This window comes from Pseudoneobacillus rhizolycopersici, from assembly GCF_054786815.1.
Genome location: NZ_JBTOOE010000008.1, coordinates 32,830 through 47,516 on the forward strand (window position 1 = coordinate 32,830; position 14,687 = coordinate 47,516).

Sequence of the window (14,687 nt, forward strand, 5' to 3'; positions counted from 1 at the left end):
GATAATAAAAGTCTGAAAGGTTGTGAGCGAGATGAAGTGGCTAATAATAGCGCTGATTATCCTTTTGGTTCTGATTATTATCTTGTTTTGGAGCAAATTATCCATCCTATTGGATTACTATCATGGGAATGACAATGATCATTTAAAGATAACCTTTAAAATATGGTTTGGACTAATAAAATATAAAAAAGAAATCCCTGTTATCAAAATAGATGATAATTCGCCTACGATTGTCTTGAAAGAAAAATCGAAGCAAGGTATGAAAGATACTCAGATAGGTAAAAAGGATATTGTTGAAAGTATTGACAGTACAAAATGGCTTCTGAGACACGTTGTGAATCTCCATACGATTGTGAGAACCTTTTTTAAAAAAGTGTCGGTGAAACGAGTAGAATGGCATACCAATATAGGCGTTGGTGATGCTGCTGATACGGCTGTACTAACTGGCGCGATTTGGGCGGCAAAAGGTTCATTAATTGGCCTCATTAGTCATTATTTTAGGCTTTTAGAAATGCCGAAAATGACGGTAACTCCATATTTTAACCATAAGATTTCTCAATTAAGCTTTAAGTGTATGTTTCAATTTCGTATCGGGCAAGCTATGATAGCAGGTTTAAAACTGATGAAAATGTGGAAGGGTGGACGCCCCAAACTTAAAACAAAACCATTATCAGTTCAATCTAGAAAAGCCTAAGTAAGGAGGAAACGACTATGTCTGATCATCCAATTCAAGGATTAATGACGACCGCAATGGAAAGCCTTAAAGCAATGATTGATGTCAATACGATAATCGGCGACCCTGTGGAAACGCCTGATGGGAGCGTAATACTTACGGTTTCGAAGGTTGGTTTCGGTTTTGCTGCAGGTGGAAGTGAATTTTCAATTGATGGACAAGGCGGGGGAGGAGGCTCTTCACAGGGCCAAGGCCAGGGACAAAAGCAGCATCCTTTCGGAGGCGGTAGCGGTGGAGGAGTTTCTATTACACCAATTGCCTTCCTGATTGTAAACTCTCAAGGTGTTAAAATGCTCCATTTAGATGAAAGCACTCATTTATTGGAAAAAATTCTCGATTTGGCTCCTCAAGCCGTTGAAAAGGTTCAGCAAATGTTCTCTAAGAAGGATAAAGAGAAAAATCAAACTGATCATCAAAACAACCAAGGACCAAAACATGACCTCGATATCTAAAAAAGTCAAGGTTAACCATCCTTAGGAGGGAAGGTTAACTTTTTTCTTGCGGACTAAGCGTAATTTTTTGCAAAAACCGCTGTGAAAAGTTATCATTTATTTTGTACATATGAACAAAGGGAGGATTTTCAAAAATGGCAAATGTAACTTTTAAAGGCAACCCTATTACTTTACCTGCTAATGAAGTAAAGGTTGGCGATAAAGCACCTGATTTTACAGTATTAGCTAACGATTTATCACCTGTAACACTAGAAAGCTCTAAGGGGCAAGTTCGATTAATTATCTCAGTCCCTTCCATTGATACAGGGGTTTGTGATGCTGAAGTACGCAGATTCAACCAAGAAGCTGCTTCCTTAGATAACGTTAAGGTTATAACTGTTAGCAATGACTTACCATTTGCACAAAAGCGTTGGTGTGGTGCAGCTGGAATCGAAAACGTTCAAACCGTTTCCGACCATCGTGACCTTTCATTTGGTGAAGCTTATGGGGTAGCGATTAAGGAGCTTCGTCTTTTAACTCGTGCCGTATTTGTTATTGATTCTACTGATACAGTGACATATGTGGAATATGTGCCTGAAGCAACCGATCACCCTAACTACGAAGCGGCTATTGAAGCAGCGAAGCAAGCAAGATAATGTACGAACGGACCTCGAGATGGCTCGAGGTCTCTTTTAACTTTTATAGGAGAGCGGGAGGTAACAATGCTTAAAATTTCTCCAGTTGAAAAATTATTTACCGTTATTAACGAAACAGCCCTTTCTCTTCAAGAGGAATTATCCTATACCTACCTAGAAGCCGTTGCAGACACCGGGGAAAATATTTATGAAGGTCACGTCCTCCAAGAGGATCTAACCGAGCTGGCAGCTAAACGTCTTGAAAAAAAATATAAAGAAGTTAAGTTGGAAGAATATACAAATGAAGAACTTCGCAAAGCTTTTCAGTTAGCAATATTAAAAGGGATGAAAGAAAGCGCGCATCCTAATCATCAAATGACCCCGGATTCTGTAGGGATATTAATGGGTTATTTAGTGAATAAATTTAATAAAAACGAGCAAATAAGCTTGCTTGACCCGACTGTTGGGACAGGTAATCTATTAACAGCCGTTATCAATAACCAGCCAAACAAAAGTATCTCTGCAATTGGTATTGACGTGGATGACCTTTTAATCAAACTAGCTTACGTGAACGCAAATTTACAAAGGCATCCGGTTGAATTTTTTAACCAAGATAGCTTAGAACCGTTATTTGTTGATCCCGTCGATAGTATCATCTGTGATTTGCCGGTGGGCTATTACCCAAATGATGTACGAGCTCTTGATTATCAGTTAAAGGCTAAGGAAGGACATTCCTATGCACATCATTTGTTGATTGAAAAAAGCGTGAAACATACGAAACCAGGAGGCTATTTGTTCTTTGTTATCCCTAATGGATTATTTGAAAGTGATGAAGCCCCTGCATTACGGGAGTTTTTAAAGGAACATGTCTTTATCCAAGGACTTCTGCAGTTACCTACCAATATGTTTAAAAATAAAAATGCGTCAAAAAGCATTTTAGTTTTGCAGAAAAAAGGAGACAATGTTCAAGCACCTAAGCAAGCTCTTTTAGTCAATCTACCAAGTTTTTCGAATGGGAACGCGATGGAAAATATTCTTGGTCAAATTGAAGATTGGATAGAAGAAAATAAATATTAACTTTGAACAGGCCAATAAAGTGGTCTGTTTTTTTGTGAAAAACGAACCATTTTCCAATAGTATTAATAATCGGAAAATAACAACATCAACTGAAATGGTTGATAACATTTGAAATGTCTTCATTTGAATGCTTTAATTTTGTATGGAGAGAGATGAAATCGAAGACAATAAACAAAGGGGTATATCGTAAGCAAAGGAGCTAAGGATTATGGCAAAAATTATCGCTATTAACGCTGGAAGTTCTTCCTTAAAATTTCAGCTGTTTGAAATGCCGGAAGAAAAAGTAATTACAAGTGGAATCGTGGAGAGAATTGGCTTGAATGATTCAACTTTTACGATTTCAGTCAACGGAGAAAAAATCAAAGAAACAACAGATATTGCAAATCATGATATCGCGGTTTCGATGCTTTTAGATAAACTCACAACTTTAGGGATTATTCAGTCCCTTGATGAAATTGAAGGTATTGGCCATCGTGTCGTACATGGCGGCGAAGTGTTTACTGATTCGGTCTTAATTACTGATGACGTACTTGCAAAAATCGAAGAATTATCGGAATTAGCACCATTACATAATCCAGCCAATATTACTGGAATCAAGGCATTTCAACATGTGCTGCCCAATGTTCCTGCGATAGCTGTATTTGATACAGCCTTTCATCAAACGATGCCTGAAAAATCATTTCTATACAGTCTACCCTATGAATATTATAAAAAGTATGGGATTCGAAAATATGGTTTCCACGGAACCTCACATAAATATGTATCGCTAAGAGCTGCTGATATGCTGGGGAGACCGCTGGAACAGCTGCGGTTAATTTCATGCCATTTAGGAAATGGAGCGAGTATTGCCGCAATTGAAGGTGGTAAATCGATTGATACCTCCATGGGCTTTACTCCATTAGCGGGTGTAACCATGGGGACTCGTTCCGGAAATATCGATCCAGCCCTAATCCCATACATCATGGAAAAGACCGGAATGAACGCTGACGATGTGTTAAACGTACTAAACAAAAAGAGTGGGATGCTAGGAGTTTCTGGATTATCTAGTGATTTAAGAGACATTGAGGATCTTGCTGCACAAGGAAATCAGCGAGCGGAGTTAGCCTTAGAGGTTTTTGCAAGCAGAATCCATAAATATATCGGCTCTTATGCTGCCCGTATGTCGGGAGTTGATGCGATTATATTTACTGCCGGTATCGGTGAAAATAGTGACGTCATCCGTGCCAGAGTTCTTAGAGGATTAGAATTTATGGGCGTGTATTGGGATCCTTCCCTTAATAAAACACGAGGTGGGGAGCGATTTGTCAGCTATCCGCATTCCCCGGTTAAAGTAATGGTTATACCGACTAATGAAGAAGTTATGATTGCTCGTGACGTTGTCCGTTTATCTAAATAAAACCTATTTACAGGCAAAGACTTTTCGAGAGGCTTTGCCTGTTTCTTTTAGATAAAACTATCTCATGGTATACTTATAAAAAAGTCTATTTAAGGGATGGTGAAAAAGAATGTGGACAGAAAGAGATCAAAGAGTAAGAGAGAAGTTAACGGAATGGGAAACGAAGCTGTTAGGATATCAACCAAATGATTTTGAATTAACCTATGAAAAATACTTGGAAAGAGCTTTTTCACTTCTTCCAGACGACATCCAAACACAATTTTTTGCCCTTTTAGATAATTGGCTTTTTCATTTGCATGCTATCATTCAAGGGACGCAGTTCCAAGCAGATGCAAAGGAACGAATTCTGACTGCAGGGAGAGTTTTTGACCCGCAAATTGAAACGATTACAGATATGCGAAAACTTGAAATAGACCAATTAAACTATATTGTCGGGCAACAAGTCGCTCGTCACCGTTTCTACTCGTTTGCCCAAGGTGCCCTAGCTGGTACTGGAGGAACCATCTTACTTAGCTCAGATTTACCTGCCATGGCTGTCATCAACCTGCGTGCCGTTCAATTAATAGCCATGTCCTACGGGTTTGAAGTGAACACACCATTTGAAATGATGTCCAGTCTAAAAGTTTTTCATATTGCCACCCTACCAAATCGTCTGCAAATTCAGGGGTGGGAGGAATTAAAAAACGAGCTATCTGATGCCCATGACTACTTATTTGAAGGCAATGAAAAGTTAACCGATGTTTCATGGTTTGAACAGCCAATTAAACAACTGTTAAAGGCCATTGCGATTATGACCTTTCGGAAAAAATACCTTCAGGGTATCCCACTAATCAGTATGTCGATTGGGGCAGGCTCAAACTATTTCTTAACGAGAAAAGTGACTGAATTTGCCCAAAACTATTATCAAATGCGCTATTTACAGAATAAACATAATGAAATTTTATAATGGGGAATGGATATGAGCTTACAAGAGCATAAAAAAACAGCGATAACTTCTGTTCGCTGTAAAATTATAACGGTTAGTGATACCCGCACGAAGGATACCGATAAAAGCGGTCAATTGATGAAGGAGCTGTTAGAGAGCGCCGGTCACCAGATGATTGATTATGTGATTGTTAAGGATGAATCAGAGGCCATTAGCTCTGAGGTATTAAAGGCTTGCAGAAATGAGCAAATCGATGTTGTTTTGACGAATGGCGGAACGGGAATTGCCAAAAGGGATGTTACCATCGAAACAATTCGAAAATTATTTGATAAGGAAATCAGCGGTTTTGGCGAGTTGTTTAGACTACTAAGTTACCAAGAGGATATTGGTTCCGCCGCGATTTTATCAAGGGCCATTGCTGGAGTAGTCAATGATAAGGCAGTTTTTTCAACTCCAGGATCAACTGGCGCTGTCCGCCTTGCGATGAATAAGTTAATTCTTCCAGAGTTGGGCCATGTCGTAAAAGAGTTACAAAAGGATCTAAAAAAGTCTGACGCGTAAACGTCAGACTTTTTACATGTGAGCTTTTGCCGATAGATCCTGATTGGTTCTGTACCATAACCATAAGTCGTTAATTACCGAGGCTAAATCCGCAATTTCACTGTTTAATTGACAGGATTTTTTGAAGTCACTTTCGTTTGAAAGCTGATGTTGTTTAGTGTTGATTTCGGTTTCAATATCAGCAATTCGATCTGGAATTGAACCTCTGATTTTCTCCCAGTGAAATAGGATAGCCTCTCGTGTTTCATTATTATATTCATCCCACTCATCCACTAGATGAGGAATAGGAATCCCAAGTCTATGATTAAATTGAAAAAAATCCATTTGCAAGTTTACCTCCATTAAGGTTCTGCTCACTATTTTACTACAAAATACCGGCTAGATGTTACTAATAATAACAAAAAAAGCCTGGAAACAGCTCCAGGCTTAGTTATCTTTTTCAGTCCGAACAATCAAGACATCACAAGGGGCATATCGGGTAATATTTTCAGAGACACTGCCGATGAAGAAACGCTCGACCATATTGAGTCCTGTTGCACCGCAAATAATTAGATCGACGCTATGTTTTTTTGCAAGTTCCCTTGGAATTTTCAGCTTTGGTGAACCATAATCGATCAAAATTGATACGTTGTTAATTCCGGCAGCTTCAGCCTCTCTTTTGTAGCTTTCCATCATTTCCCCGGCATAGCGATCAGCCCGTTCTGCTATTGTGTAATCGTAGGCTTCAACCGTTGCAAATGTACGTGTATCAACGACATGGGTTAAAATAATCTGGGCGTTATTTCTTTTCGCCACTTCAATTGATTTTTTAAATGCCCAGTCAGCTTCCTTAGAGCCATCCACTGCAACCATAATATTTTTATAAGTTAACATCTTGCTTCCCCCTTTTCCTGAAAAAATCAGTATAGAGTTAAAATCAAGTTGTAATTCCTTCCACATTTATATTATACAAAATTTTAACAGGTATATCTGTGACAAAAGTTCTAACAATAAATAAAAAAGGGGGACTTAAAGTTGAAAAAACGCGACCCACAAGATCAATATGGCTTTTTTTACGACGAAGACGGGTTAAATGAGGTTTCGCAGCAAATCATGGATTCCTATAACAGCGGAACCGTCGGAGGGATACAGCAGGAAGAGATACAATCAGAAGAGCAAACAGAGTTGTCATAAAAGAGTTGGGCTGAGATTTCATTTATCAGCCCTTTTTTATGTTGGTTTTTAATAAGTTATTTTGTTAAAATGTAAGTGCTTTCAAATTAATATGCAGATTTTACTTCTTCTTTTCTATTAAAGGTGATATAGTAAAATCGAATTACTTCAAATTATATAAATTCGGGAGGTATGCATCGTGCGTATCGGAGTACCTAAAGAGATTAAAAATAACGAAAATCGTGTAGCGATGACCCCAGCTGGAGTTGTTAACTTAACCAAATTTGGTCATGAAGTTTTTATCGAAACAGGAGCTGGACTAGGTTCTGGATTTACCGACGAAGATTACTTCAATGCAGGTGGTAAAATCGTTGACACAGCAGCAGATGCTTGGTCAATGGACATGGTCATGAAAGTTAAAGAACCACTTCCAAGTGAATATACATACTTCCGTGAAGGATTAATTCTGTTTACATACTTACATTTAGCACCAGAACCAGAATTAACTCAAGCATTACTTGACAAAAAAGTGGTTGGGATTGCTTATGAAACCGTGCAAACTCCAAATGGTGCCCTGCCGCTATTAACCCCAATGAGTGAGGTTGCAGGAAGAATGTCTGCGCAAATTGGCGCTCAATTTTTAGAGAAAGTTCATGGTGGGCAAGGAATCCTATTATCTGGAGTACCTGGTGTTCAACGTGGAGTAGTTACGATTATCGGTGGGGGAGTTGCCGGAACAAATGCTGCAAAAATGGCGATTGGTTTAGGCGCAAAAGTAACCATCCTAGACTTAAACCCAGAACGTTTACGCCAGTTAGACGACCTATTCGGTGCTGATGCTACGACATTAATGTCTAACCCATACAATATTGCTGAGGCTGTGAAGGAATCAGACCTAGTTATCGGCGCTGTTTTAATTCCTGGTGCTAAGGCTCCGAAGCTTGTTTCTGAAGAAATGATTAAGTCAATGAAGCCTGGTTCTGTTGTTGTCGATATCGCCATTGATCAAGGTGGTATTTTTGAAACAACCGATCGAATCACAACTCATGACAACCCTACTTATACGAAGCATGGCGTGGTTCACTATGCGGTTGCGAACATGCCTGGTGCGGTACCGCGTACATCAACGATCGCGTTAACGAATGTGACAGTACCTTATGCTGTTTCGATTGCGAATAAAGGATACAAACAAGCATGCTTAGATAACGAAGCGCTTCTAAAAGGTATCAACACATTAAACGGCTATGTGACCTATGAAGCAGTGGCGAAAGATCAAAACCTTGAATATAAGAGTGCAAGAGAAGTTTTAGAACAACTTTAAAAAAACGAAAAATCCGAGGGCTATGCAAGTCCCTCGGATTTTTTTTTATACTGTTACAAGTGTTTTCGGGAATTTTGTTAAAATCTCTACGCCATCTTTCGTAATATAGACATCATCTTCAATACGAACACCTGCCACATTCGGCACATAAATCCCCGGCTCGATTGTGTACACCATGCCTTCTTCAAGGATAAGTGGATTCGTTTCAGTTAATGATGGATATTCATGAACGCTAATCCCGAGTCCATGGCCAAGTCGGTGTGGGAAGTAGTCACCATAGCCAGCCTCTCTGATCATATTTCTCGCAGCTAAATCTACTTCAGCGGCAGTTTTCCCTGGCATACTTGCTTCAACCGCAGCAAGCTGTGCTTTTAAAACGGTCTCATAAATTTCACGCTGCTTCTCGTTAATTTCACCGTAAGCAACGGTACGGGTAATATCGGAACAATATCCATCCACGACTACCCCAAGGTCAAACAAAACAAAGTCACCTTTTTTAATTTTCGTTAATCCAGGGTTTCCGTGAGGGGATGCAGCATTTGCACCTGTTAATACCATAGTAGAGAATGACATTTCACTGACGCCCTTTTTCTTTAAGGCATACTCCACAGCCGCTAACACGTCTAATTCAGTTTTGCCTTCTTTGATTTCTTGGCAGCCAACTTCAATTGCGTAATCTGCTAGTGCACAAGCCTCGCGAAGCGATTTTAATTCGTTTTCATCTTTGATAAGACGAAGCGTGCGGACTTTATCCTCTGCAGAAACAAAAGTAGCTTGTGGGAAAAGCTGAGATATTGCCTCATAGCGCTCCACATTCATATGCTCTTTTTCAATGGCCACTTTGTTGATGGTAAGGTTTCGTTTGCTGATGGCTTTTTGAACTAATTCCCATGGACGATCAATGTCTGTATGGCCGATAATATCACCTTGCCAGCCCGTTCTCTTTACATCCTCCACTTCCATGGCAGGACAGATTAAAAATGGCTCCTGTTCCTGGAAAATGGCAACTGCAAGTAAGCGCTCATGTGGATTGCTTAAAAAGCCGCTAAAATAAAACACATTATCCGGGTTCGTGATAAAAGAAAGCTGAATATCAGAATCTCTCATCCAACTTGATACCTTTTGAATACGCTCATTCATTATGTAGTTCCCCCTTTATAAAAGTCTATGTTTTGAGATTAGCAAGGAAAAGAGAAAAAGTAAAATTTGAAAAGAGCTTTAGTAACCTTTTTTGCTGAAATCGAAAAGTGGCTACTAACCACCACAACCAAGTATAAAAAATATCAAGAAGGATATCCTTAACTTTTGTGGAAATAGATAACAACAGCTTAAAAGGAGGCAACCTATAATGAAAGTATCCTACCATGGCCATTCAGTTGTAAAAATTGAAACGAACGGAAAAGTCATACTTATAGATCCATTCATTACTGGAAACAGCTTAACTGACTTAACTCTAGATGAGGTTAAACCCGACGTCATTTTATTAACCCATGGGCATAATGATCATGTTGGCGACACCGTTCAGCTTGCGATGAAAAATAACTCCCTTGTTATCGCCATGCACGAACTAGCGACATTGATGAGCTGGCAGGGAGTAAAAAAAGTACATGGAATGTCAATTGGTGGCGCCTATCAATTTGAATTTGGAAAAGTGAAATTAACGCAGGCGTTCCACGGAAGTGCTTATATGACAGATAAGAATGAAATCATTTATTGCGGAATGCCAGCGGGGATTTTATTTACATCAGAAGATAAGACCATTTACCATGCGGGGGATACAGCCCTATTTTCAGATATGAAATTAATCGGTGACCGCCATTCGATTGATTTAGCCTTTTTGCCGATTGGCGACAATTTTACTATGGGGCCGGAGGATGCGGCATATGCGGCCAAGCTACTTCAAGCGAAGCAGGTTGTACCGATTCATTATAATACCTTCCCACCAATTAAACAGGACCCAAACCAATTTTTAAAACTTCTAGAGAACGAAAATGGAAAAGTACTCCACCCTGGGGACGCTATTGAGCTATAAAAATTTTCTTTAATGTTTTCCCCCTTCTTTGCATAAGTATAGAACAAGCTATGTAAAAGTAAAAAAGGGGGATTCATCCATCGTGAAGAAAAATCGGTATATTTTATGCTTGTTAGTAAGTGCTTTTTTACTCTATTTTGCTGTCCCTAGATTTTCAATTTTTGCTGATGGACTAGCAGGGACCTTTGCTATCACTTGGCTTATCTTCGTTCTCTTTGTCATTGCCGGAAATTTATCTGCCTTGCTATACTCACCAAAAAAACGGGCCATCCCTTTAAAGAAACAAAAAAACAAAAAAGTAAGGTATCTTGGACACTAATTGATAAAAAGCCAAGCCAAGTAAGCAGATAACATTGAAATCAGCCAAACCTTCACTTTATAATGGAAGTATCAAGAGTGAAAAAGGTGAACGTATGGCTACAAAGCATGAACAAATACTCCAATACATTGATTCACTTCCGATAGGGGAAAAAATATCCGTTCGCCAGATTGCTAAAGTAATGGGTGTTAGTGAAGGTACCGCTTATCGGGCCATAAAGGATTCTGAAAATAAAGGCTATGTGAGTACAATTGAACGAGTCGGCACCATTCGTATTGAACGCAAGAAAAAGGAAAATATCGAAAAGCTAACCTATGCCGAAATCGTCAATATTATCGATGGCCAAGTTGTCGGGGGCAAAGCAGGACTTCATAAAACATTAAATAAATTTGTTATTGGTGCGATGAAGCTTGACGCGATGATGCGCTATACAGGAGCAGGAAACCTATTAATTGTTGGGAATCGGACAAATGCCCATGAACTGGCTTTAAAAGCTGGAGCAGCAGTTTTGATTACCGGGGGGTTTGATGCTGAAGATCATATCAAAAAATTAGCTGATGAACTGCAATTACCGATCATCTCAAGCAGCTATGATACCTTTACGGTTGCAACAATGATTAACCGGGCGATTTATGATCAACTCATCAAAAAAGAAATTGTTCTGGTTGAAGATATTCTTACACCGATTGAAAAAACAATTTATCTACATGTAAATGATACAGCGGCGACGTGGCATGAACAAAACCGTGAAACAACCCATAGCCGCTTTCCGGTAATTGATGATAATCGAAAAATTCAAGGAATGGTAACAGCAAAGGATATTCTCGGTCAAAGCCCTGAAACATTCATTGATAAAATTATGACCAAAAATCCAATGACCGTAAGTGGTAAAACGAGCGTTGCCTCTGCCTCTCATATGATGGTATGGGAAGGAATTGAAGTCTTGCCCGTCGTTGACAGCTCTAATCGGTTAGAAGGGATTATTAGTAGGCAGGACGTGTTAAAAGCACTGCAAATGATTGGGCGACAGCCACAGGTTGGGGAGACAATTGATGATATTGTTACAAGTCAGTTAGTCTTCGCAACCGGTAAAAATAAGGGTGAAGACATTTATCAATGTGAAGTGACACCTCAAATGACTAATTATCTTGGAACAATTTCCTATGGTGTATTTACGACCATTGTTTCGGAAGCGGCTAACAGAGTGTTGCGCTCTTATAAAAAAGGTGATTTAGTTGTAGAAAATATGACCATCTACTTTATTAAACCAGTTCAAATTGACAGTATGCTTGAAATCTACCCAAAGGTATTAGAAGTCGGACGTAAATTTGGAAAAGTAGATGTAGAAGTATATAATGAGGGAACCCTTGTCGGCAAAGCAATGATGATGTGCCAGCTCCTTGAACGGAGTTAAATACGTACGAAAAGAAACATAATAAAGAAGCTGTTTCTAAGTCGAAACAGCTTATAATTGTTGATTATCTTTTTGAAACTTGATCATATTCCTGCACGGCTAAGGGTAAGAAATGTTTGTATGCTTTCCAACCCGTAAAAGTGCTCAAACCACCGATTAAAATAAAAATTGCTGCAATAATATAGGTAGTGGTAGATTGGAACAAAAACAGCTGATTCACACCAAATAAAGCAACAAACAAACCAAGTGCCATACTTGATTTAGCAGAAATCCATTTTCTTTCGACAGGAAGCTTGCTTCTGACAAATTTTACTTTATAGAAAAGATAAAAAACAAACGAAATGACAATACATATAACTAAAATAGGCATAGTTGAAACCTCCATCTACAAAAATCGACATTCACCTATTTATTTTAACGGTTCTTTGGTTTAAATTCCACTAGAAATAAAGGAGACCTATATGAAAGAGCAAATTCTAGAAACAATCCAACAATTTGATACGATTATTGTCCATCGTCATGTCCGGCCGGATCCGGATGCCTATGGTTCCCAATGCGGGCTGGTTGAAATTTTGAAGAATTCTTTCCCAAATAAAAGAGTATATGCAGTAGGAAAGGAAGACCCATCCTTACATTATATGAGACGCTTGGATGTGATTGGTGATGAGGTTTTCCAAGATGCCCTCGTGATTGTTTGCGATACAGCCAATCAAGAACGAATTTGTGATTCCAGATATACACTTGGGAAAATGTTAATCAAAATCGATCATCATCCTAATGAAGATCCATATGGGGATTTATTATGGGTTGATACAACAGCCAGTTCAGTTAGTGAAATGATTTATGAATTTTACCTATATGGTAAGGATAAAGGGTTAACGATGTCAGATGAGGCAGCTAGACTACTTTTTGCAGGAATTGTTGGTGATACGGGAAGATTTTTATTTCCGAGTACATCCGAAAAGACCTTTATGTATGCAGGTGAACTAATTCATTATCAATTTTCAAGAACTGATCTATTTGACAAAATGTATGAGCTAGAGCCAAATGTCATTAAATTAAATGGTTACATTCTTGAAAATTTTGAAATGCGCCAAACTGGGGTAGCCACGGTGACACTATCAAAGGAAGTATTAAAACGTTTTAATGTCGTGCCATCCGAAGCTTCCTTACTCGTTGGAACACTGGGGAATGTAAAAGGGATTAAAGCATGGGTATTCTTTATCGAAGAAGAAGACCAAGTTCGAGTTCGCTTACGGTCAAAAGGTCCAATCATTAATGGTGTCGCCCGTAACTATAACGGTGGTGGCCATCCTTTAGCAGCCGGTGCTTCTATCTATCATTGGGAAGAAGCGGAAAAGGTAGTGAAAGAGTTAGATGAACTTTGTTCCAACCATTAAAGAAAAGACCCTCTTGTAGGGTCTTTCAGATTGTTGACAAAAGGCATCGTACCAAATGACCTTCTAAGAACTAATTGGTCGATAGTCAGCATTTCTAATTGATCACGTTCATTGGATTGGTTTTTGGTCATCATGGTACGTCACCTCATAGTTTTTTTTCAGGATACTAGTTGATTGGAGCGAAGGGCGACGACTCCTGCGGGACTAGTGTGCGCCTTGAGACCCCGCAGGGAGCATAGCGACTGAGGAGGCTCAAGGCACACCCCGCGGAAAGCGTTCGCCCTTCGCGGAAATCAACGATTCTTTAGCGTATAAATTTATTTTAATAGAAAAAAGACTGTAGCACACTCGAAACTCTCCGAGTTTGTCTACAGTCTGAAAGACCCTTTTGCCAGGGTCTTTTTAACTTGCTAAATGAATATGAAGCTGAATATTTAAGGTTGTATAAATATAGATTTCATCTACTTCTAGTCGATAACGCTTGCTATCAATTTTAAACACTTTATTTTCAATTGCCCTCTTGATTAGTTCACGGCTTTTGTAGACTGTCTCCAAATCTTTGGCGACAACCATTTCTAAATCGTTTTTAATACTCTCTTCCACTTCATAAACACTAAACTTATTTAAATTGAACTTTTCAGCCGTTTTTGGGTTTATCTTTATTTTTAACTCTTGAACTGTTATTTTTTCCTGATTTTTTTTATTTAGTGCAGCAAATTCATCCTGCCATATTTTTTTTTCGGATTCTAATTTTTTAATATCATGAGCCTGTTCATGAATAAGCTTTGCTTGTTTTTCTTGCAATATGCCAAATATGAATACAAAAATACTCCAGCTAATCATTGCTCCTATGGCCATCCCTGTAAAAAAGCGCCGCCATTCCTTCCATAATTGGATAGATGGAATTCTCATAGTTGTGTATGACCCTCAGTCAACCAAAATATCAGCTTAGCTCCCGTCTGGGCACCGCCTAAGGCTGCCAAAATTAAAATAAACTGTTTAAAGATTTCCTTGGTTCCCGCTTCTAATAGACCCTTTTCGAAGCTATACACGGTATCAAAGGTACCTCCAATGGCGGCGATGATTGCCCAAATTCGTAGATCGGTTGAATAGCGGAAGATGGTCGTAAGTGGAGGTTGTCCGGTTAAAAATGCCGCTAAACCACTTAGTAGCGAGCCTCCTAAAATAACTCCTAGCGCAATAAAATAACTAACAATTAATGTGGGGAAAAAGCCAATTTCCTTCATAACAAAACCACCTGTCCTATTATCGACTTACTTCATCATATGAA

20 protein-coding genes are annotated in these 14,687 nt (G+C 39.0%); 13 read left to right on the forward strand and 7 right to left on the reverse strand.

The features are described 5' to 3' along the window. The first annotated feature begins 31 nt into the window (after window positions 1-31). The 7 genes from ACX9YW_RS10505 (at window position 32) to ACX9YW_RS10535 (ending at window position 5,758) form a co-directional block, all read left to right on the forward strand. Window positions 32-694, forward strand: a complete 663-nt coding sequence (locus tag ACX9YW_RS10505; RefSeq protein ID WP_460346006.1) for a DUF2953 domain-containing protein — start codon at window positions 32-34, stop codon at window positions 692-694. A gap of 17 nt (window positions 695-711) precedes the next feature. Next, window positions 712-1,185: a GerW family sporulation protein gene (gene ytfJ / locus ACX9YW_RS10510; RefSeq protein ID WP_460346009.1), complete on the forward strand. Its 474-nt coding sequence runs from the start codon at window positions 712-714 to the stop codon at window positions 1,183-1,185. Window positions 1,186-1,319: 134 nt separating this feature from the next. Beyond that, window positions 1,320-1,820, forward strand: coding sequence for a thiol peroxidase (gene tpx / locus ACX9YW_RS10515; RefSeq protein ID WP_460346012.1), 501 nt, complete (start codon window positions 1,320-1,322; stop codon window positions 1,818-1,820). A 66-nt stretch (window positions 1,821-1,886) separates the two neighbouring features. Continuing rightward, window positions 1,887-2,876: a class I SAM-dependent methyltransferase gene (locus ACX9YW_RS10520; RefSeq protein ID WP_460346015.1), complete on the forward strand. Its 990-nt coding sequence runs from the start codon at window positions 1,887-1,889 to the stop codon at window positions 2,874-2,876. Window positions 2,877-3,084: 208 nt separating this feature from the next. Next, complete coding sequence (locus ACX9YW_RS10525; protein ID WP_460346018.1) at window positions 3,085-4,272, forward strand: acetate kinase; 1,188 nt, start codon at window positions 3,085-3,087, stop codon at window positions 4,270-4,272. Window positions 4,273-4,381: 109 nt separating this feature from the next. After that, a complete protein-coding gene (locus tag ACX9YW_RS10530) occupies window positions 4,382-5,218 on the forward strand; it encodes an EcsC family protein (RefSeq protein WP_460346021.1) in 837 nt (278 codons plus the stop codon). A gap of 12 nt (window positions 5,219-5,230) precedes the next feature. Further along, window positions 5,231-5,758 (forward strand): MogA/MoaB family molybdenum cofactor biosynthesis protein, encoded by a 528-nt coding sequence (locus ACX9YW_RS10535; protein WP_460346024.1) that lies wholly within the window; start codon window positions 5,231-5,233, stop codon window positions 5,756-5,758. 12 nt (window positions 5,759-5,770) lie between these two features. On the opposite strand, the gene ACX9YW_RS10540 is transcribed toward ACX9YW_RS10535, so the two are convergent. Continuing rightward, window positions 5,771-6,082, reverse strand: a complete 312-nt coding sequence (locus ACX9YW_RS10540; protein WP_460346027.1) for a hypothetical protein — start codon at window positions 6,080-6,082, stop codon at window positions 5,771-5,773. Window positions 6,083-6,184: 102 nt separating this feature from the next. After that, a complete protein-coding gene (locus ACX9YW_RS10545) occupies window positions 6,185-6,631 on the reverse strand; it encodes a universal stress protein (protein ID WP_460346030.1) in 447 nt (148 codons plus the stop codon). A gap of 141 nt (window positions 6,632-6,772) precedes the next feature. Here ACX9YW_RS10545 and ACX9YW_RS10550 point away from each other — a divergent pair, with 141 nt between their 5' ends. Next, entirely contained in the window at window positions 6,773-6,931 is a 159-nt protein-coding gene (locus ACX9YW_RS10550) for a hypothetical protein (RefSeq protein ID WP_460346033.1), read from the forward strand. Between the two features lie 178 nt (window positions 6,932-7,109). Beyond that, on the forward strand, window positions 7,110-8,231 hold the full coding sequence (ald, locus tag ACX9YW_RS10555; RefSeq protein WP_460346036.1) for an alanine dehydrogenase: 1,122 nt from the start codon (window positions 7,110-7,112) through the stop codon (window positions 8,229-8,231). A gap of 45 nt (window positions 8,232-8,276) precedes the next feature. On the opposite strand, the gene ACX9YW_RS10560 is transcribed toward ald, so the two are convergent. Further along, complete coding sequence (locus tag ACX9YW_RS10560; RefSeq protein ID WP_460346039.1) at window positions 8,277-9,371, reverse strand: M24 family metallopeptidase; 1,095 nt, start codon at window positions 9,369-9,371, stop codon at window positions 8,277-8,279. Between the two features lie 208 nt (window positions 9,372-9,579). Between ACX9YW_RS10560 and ACX9YW_RS10565 the strand changes: the two genes are divergently transcribed. The 3 genes from ACX9YW_RS10565 (at window position 9,580) to ACX9YW_RS10575 (ending at window position 11,996) form a co-directional block, all read left to right on the forward strand. Then, window positions 9,580-10,263 carry a metal-dependent hydrolase gene (locus ACX9YW_RS10565; protein ID WP_460346042.1) on the forward strand — a complete coding sequence of 228 codons (684 nt, stop codon included), beginning with the start codon at window positions 9,580-9,582 and terminating at the stop codon, window positions 10,261-10,263. An 82-nt stretch (window positions 10,264-10,345) separates the two neighbouring features. Beyond that, the gene (locus tag ACX9YW_RS10570; RefSeq protein WP_460346045.1) at window positions 10,346-10,582 is read left to right on the forward strand and encodes a hypothetical protein; all 237 of its coding nucleotides are present in this window, start codon (window positions 10,346-10,348) and stop codon (window positions 10,580-10,582) included. A gap of 94 nt (window positions 10,583-10,676) precedes the next feature. After that, a complete protein-coding gene (locus ACX9YW_RS10575; protein WP_460346048.1) occupies window positions 10,677-11,996 on the forward strand; it encodes a DRTGG domain-containing protein in 1,320 nt (439 codons plus the stop codon). 64 nt (window positions 11,997-12,060) lie between these two features. Here ACX9YW_RS10575 and ACX9YW_RS10580 read toward each other — a convergent pair whose 3' ends face one another. After that, on the reverse strand, window positions 12,061-12,366 hold the full coding sequence (locus ACX9YW_RS10580; RefSeq protein ID WP_460346051.1) for a YtpI family protein: 306 nt from the start codon (window positions 12,364-12,366) through the stop codon (window positions 12,061-12,063). 91 nt (window positions 12,367-12,457) lie between these two features. On the opposite strand from ACX9YW_RS10580, the gene ACX9YW_RS10585 reads away from it, so the two are divergent. After that, complete coding sequence (locus ACX9YW_RS10585) at window positions 12,458-13,396, forward strand: DHH family phosphoesterase (RefSeq protein WP_460346054.1); 939 nt, start codon at window positions 12,458-12,460, stop codon at window positions 13,394-13,396. Here ACX9YW_RS10585 and ACX9YW_RS10590 read toward each other — a convergent pair. The 3 genes from ACX9YW_RS10590 to ytrH all read right to left on the reverse strand — a co-directional run bounded on the left by ACX9YW_RS10590 (window position 13,393) and on the right by ytrH (window position 14,643). Beyond that, complete coding sequence (locus ACX9YW_RS10590; RefSeq protein WP_460346324.1) at window positions 13,393-13,530, reverse strand: hypothetical protein; 138 nt, start codon at window positions 13,528-13,530, stop codon at window positions 13,393-13,395. The two genes, ACX9YW_RS10585 and ACX9YW_RS10590, sit on opposite strands and share 4 nt — an antisense overlap. 268 nt (window positions 13,531-13,798) lie before the next feature. Next, window positions 13,799-14,308, reverse strand: coding sequence for a sporulation membrane protein YtrI (gene ytrI, locus ACX9YW_RS10595; RefSeq protein ID WP_460346057.1), 510 nt, complete (start codon window positions 14,306-14,308; stop codon window positions 13,799-13,801). Next, entirely contained in the window at window positions 14,305-14,643 is a 339-nt protein-coding gene (ytrH, locus tag ACX9YW_RS10600) for a sporulation membrane protein YtrH (protein WP_460346060.1), read from the reverse strand. The genes ytrI and ytrH overlap by 4 nt, the downstream gene beginning before the upstream one ends. Window positions 14,644-14,687: the final 44 nt, after the last annotated feature.

Coding starts and splice junctions, on each gene's coding strand:
- ACX9YW_RS10505 (WP_460346006.1), top strand. CDS start 32: ATGAAGTGGCTAATAATAGCGCTGATTATCCTTTTGGTTCTGATTATT.
- ytfJ (WP_460346009.1), top strand. CDS start 712: ATGTCTGATCATCCAATTCAAGGATTAATGACGACCGCAATGGAAAGC.
- tpx (WP_460346012.1), top strand. CDS start 1,320: ATGGCAAATGTAACTTTTAAAGGCAACCCTATTACTTTACCTGCTAAT.
- ACX9YW_RS10520 (WP_460346015.1), top strand. CDS start 1,887: ATGCTTAAAATTTCTCCAGTTGAAAAATTATTTACCGTTATTAACGAA.
- ACX9YW_RS10525 (WP_460346018.1), top strand. CDS start 3,085: ATGGCAAAAATTATCGCTATTAACGCTGGAAGTTCTTCCTTAAAATTT.
- ACX9YW_RS10530 (WP_460346021.1), top strand. CDS start 4,382: ATGTGGACAGAAAGAGATCAAAGAGTAAGAGAGAAGTTAACGGAATGG.
- ACX9YW_RS10535 (WP_460346024.1), top strand. CDS start 5,231: ATGAGCTTACAAGAGCATAAAAAAACAGCGATAACTTCTGTTCGCTGT.
- ACX9YW_RS10540 (WP_460346027.1), bottom strand. CDS start 6,082: ATGGATTTTTTTCAATTTAATCATAGACTTGGGATTCCTATTCCTCAT.
- ACX9YW_RS10545 (WP_460346030.1), bottom strand. CDS start 6,631: ATGTTAACTTATAAAAATATTATGGTTGCAGTGGATGGCTCTAAGGAA.
- ACX9YW_RS10560 (WP_460346039.1), bottom strand. CDS start 9,371: ATGAATGAGCGTATTCAAAAGGTATCAAGTTGGATGAGAGATTCTGAT.
- ACX9YW_RS10565 (WP_460346042.1), top strand. CDS start 9,580: ATGAAAGTATCCTACCATGGCCATTCAGTTGTAAAAATTGAAACGAAC.
- ACX9YW_RS10575 (WP_460346048.1), top strand. CDS start 10,677: ATGGCTACAAAGCATGAACAAATACTCCAATACATTGATTCACTTCCG.
- ACX9YW_RS10580 (WP_460346051.1), bottom strand. CDS start 12,366: ATGCCTATTTTAGTTATATGTATTGTCATTTCGTTTGTTTTTTATCTT.
- ACX9YW_RS10585 (WP_460346054.1), top strand. CDS start 12,458: ATGAAAGAGCAAATTCTAGAAACAATCCAACAATTTGATACGATTATT.
- ACX9YW_RS10590 (WP_460346324.1), bottom strand. CDS start 13,530: ATGATGACCAAAAACCAATCCAATGAACGTGATCAATTAGAAATGCTG.
- ytrI (WP_460346057.1), bottom strand. CDS start 14,308: ATGAGAATTCCATCTATCCAATTATGGAAGGAATGGCGGCGCTTTTTT.
- ytrH (WP_460346060.1), bottom strand. CDS start 14,643: ATGAAGGAAATTGGCTTTTTCCCCACATTAATTGTTAGTTATTTTATT.